At 45.4% G+C, this 282-nt stretch carries 1 tRNA gene; it reads right to left on the bottom strand.

From position 1 onward, the window contains the following. Positions 1–139: 139 nt before the first annotated feature. A tRNA-Gly gene (locus UA76_RS07350) sits at positions 140–215 on the bottom strand. Positions 216–282 lie beyond the last annotated feature (67 nt).

Below are 282 nucleotides of genomic sequence, written 5' to 3'. Positions count from 1 at the left end.
AAGCTTTTTTATTTGGAGCGACACACGAGGTTCCCTATTCATAAACAAAAAGGCGTGACCTCAACCTTGGTAAGGTTGCGCTCAATAAAATGAGCTAGTGTTGCTGCTTCACTGTTAAGCACAATGAGAGCTATCAATTTGGAGCGACACACGAGGTTCGAACTCGTGACCTCAACCTTGGCAAGGTTGCGCTCTACCAACTGAGCTAGTGTCGCATATTCTCATATGAGAATTGGGTGCTTAGGCCGGATTGAACCGATGACCTTCGCTAGGTTTTATGAT

The sequence above is a fragment of the Vibrio mexicanus genome (assembly GCF_001012815.1).
GTDB lineage: Bacteria > Pseudomonadota > Gammaproteobacteria > Enterobacterales > Vibrionaceae > Vibrio > Vibrio mexicanus.
This window is presented reverse-complemented; position numbering and strand designations above follow the sequence as displayed.